The sequence below is a fragment of the Actinomycetota bacterium genome (genome assembly GCA_030776725.1).
In the GTDB taxonomy this organism is placed as follows: Bacteria; Actinomycetota; Nitriliruptoria; order Nitriliruptorales; family JAHWKO01; genus JAHWKW01.
Genome location: JALYHG010000101.1, coordinates 1 through 2,124, shown reverse-complemented (window position 1 = coordinate 2,124; position 2,124 = coordinate 1). Strand labels below are relative to the sequence as shown.

The window sequence follows — 2,124 nt, the reverse complement described above, 5'->3', positions numbered from 1 at the left end:
TAACCGGCGCAGCCTGCGGTGGTTTGGAGCCTCCCCCTGCAGGGCGACCCCGGAGGACCTACCTCCATCTCCTGCACAGCACCGCGAACGAGTCCTACATGCTCACTCCTTCGCGTTCGTGACACACGACCTGCGGAAACACATATGTGTGATGCCAAGCCGTGCCCTCCCGTATCCGGCTGTTCCGGATCTCATGGTGTCACGATGGTGTCACGGGAGTCAGCGCCGGCGCCGTGGCGGACACGATTCCGTCGGGGGTTCAGGTTTGGACCTTGTCGCCGAACCGCTGGCGCGCCGCCTGACGGGACACGCCGAGCGCGACCGCGATCTGGTTCCACGACCGGCCGTGCGCCCTAGCCACCTCGACGGCCTCGCGCAGCCGGGCCTCGTCATCCTGCACCGCCTGTGCGGCAACCGCGACCCCACGCAGGTCATCCGTGTCGATCATCCTGGCGGTCTCGGGGTCGAGCTTGTCCGCCAGTTCCTCGAACCGCTTCGCCGCCTGTTCGATCTCCTCGTCAGTGTGTCGTCGCATCCGTCATCACCTCCTCAACCGAGTAACCGGTAGAACTTCCGCCGCAGGGACATCGCGTGGATGACCACCGGGTCATCACCGTCGATGTCGAGGACACCGATCTCCAAGAGCGCGCCGTCGGTCGCCGGTCCGATCAGCATGGTCAGATCGTCGTCCATCCCGACCCAACGCACGGCATTGCGAACCGCATGCCAGATGTCCGCGTCGCTGACGCCGTGTTTGCGGGCCGGCTCACCTATCCGCACATAGACAAGATACCTTGTCTAGCCTCAGCAGGCCATCCCGGTGGACGGTTCGAGCCACTCCTGCGAGATGGCCTCGTCGGCGATCCGAGAGAGGTGGTCGTGGCCGAGCTGGCACCGTTGCATCGTCTCGGTGTAGATGCCGCGGCCGCCTCGATGTGGTCACCTTGCTCGGCTACTAGCGATCCAGAGCCGACCCTGCGATAACGCCGCATCTGTCGCGCGTGGTCGCTCCGGCCGCGTCAGCTTTCTGTCATCGGCGCCAGCTCTCTGCCGAAGTCGTCCGTGAGACGGTTCCGGCGTGGCCTCTTCGGCGGAAATCTGTCGCGGGCGACGGTTTCCTGACCGCGCCGGCCGTGCGCAGACCCTGCGCCATCGCCCGATGTCGCGTCTGCGCTGCGAGAACGCCTGATGGAGCACGTCCGCGGCCGCTATCGCGCTCGGCGGATTGGGGGGTGGACGCGTGGGGTGTGGCCGTGGTGCACGGTGCGGTGGAGGGTGGTGATGATGTACTCGGCGTCGGGTGGGAGGAGCCGTTCGGCGAGGCGGATCGCGGCCTGTTTGGAGCTGGTGGTGCCGTACTCGCGGGTGAGAGGGAAGGGGGCGCGGTCGCGGCGCTGGTGGTCGACCCAGGACACGACGTAGTAGGTGGTCCCCATGGGGTCCCTCCGGCCGTCGCGGCTACGCGGGGGTGGTGGGAGGCGCGGCGTCGTCGCCCGAGGGTCCGCCGTCGCCTGGGTCGCCGTGGGAGGCCGGGTCGTGGTCGAGGCCGAGCATGCGGTGCAGCAGGGCGGTGGGGACCAGGATGCGGCGGCCGAGGCGGATGGTGGGGATGTCGCCGGTGGCGGCGGCGCGGTAGGCGGTGCGGCGGCTGATCCCGAGCAGCTCCCCGGCCTGCTCGACGGTCAGGGTGGTGGGCTGGTCGTTGGCGGTCACGGCGGTTCCTCCCGGGTCCGGCATCTGGGTAGGGAGTCCCCGGCCGGCGTGGGCGGATGTGACAGCGGGTGCCACGGAGTGCGGGCAGCGCACGAGTGCGGTAATCGGGCTCTACGCAACTAACGAGGGGGCGCGGCCTCTGATCTTGGCGGTCGGGGCAGTATTCCAGACGACGCCGCAGTGCAGCAGCAGGCGCATGCGGTAGTGGTTGAAGTTGCGGAACCCGAAGCCGATCCTCTTGATCTTTTTCGCGAGGAGGTTCATCGCCTCACTTCGCGCGTTCGTCACGCGACCGTGGTGGTAGGCGAGCACCCGGTGGCGCCAGTGGCGCACGGTGCCGGCGAGGCGGGTGAGCTCGGGAACGGCGACGTCGTCGGCCCAGGCGAGCAGTTCGTCGAGACGTGCCGCGGC

5 protein-coding genes are annotated in these 2,124 nt (G+C 68.5%); all 5 read right to left on the bottom strand.

Annotated features, from left to right (window positions below):
- Positions 1-259: 259 nt before the first annotated feature.
- Positions 260-535 (bottom strand): sigma-70 family RNA polymerase sigma factor, encoded by a 276-nt coding sequence (locus M3N57_04780; protein ID MDP9022014.1) that lies wholly within the window; start codon positions 533-535, stop codon positions 260-262.
- A 14-nt stretch (positions 536-549) separates the two neighbouring features.
- On the bottom strand, positions 550-780 hold the full coding sequence (locus M3N57_04775) for a hypothetical protein (GenBank protein ID MDP9022013.1): 231 nt from the start codon (positions 778-780) through the stop codon (positions 550-552).
- 428 nt (positions 781-1,208) lie between these two features.
- Entirely contained in the window at positions 1,209-1,436 is a 228-nt protein-coding gene (locus M3N57_04770) for a hypothetical protein (GenBank protein MDP9022012.1), read from the bottom strand.
- Positions 1,437-1,458: 22 nt separating this feature from the next.
- Positions 1,459-1,713 carry a helix-turn-helix domain-containing protein gene (locus tag M3N57_04765; GenBank protein MDP9022011.1) on the bottom strand — a complete coding sequence of 85 codons (255 nt, stop codon included), beginning with the start codon at positions 1,711-1,713 and terminating at the stop codon, positions 1,459-1,461.
- Between the two features lie 111 nt (positions 1,714-1,824).
- The coding region (locus M3N57_04760; GenBank protein MDP9022010.1) for a transposase at positions 1,825-2,124 on the bottom strand (300 nt) is incomplete at its 5' end.

Coding starts and splice junctions, on each gene's coding strand:
- M3N57_04770 (MDP9022012.1), bottom strand. CDS start 1,436: ATGGGGACCACCTACTACGTCGTGTCCTGGGTCGACCACCAGCGCCGC.
- M3N57_04780 (MDP9022014.1), bottom strand. CDS start 535: ATGCGACGACACACTGACGAGGAGATCGAACAGGCGGCGAAGCGGTTC.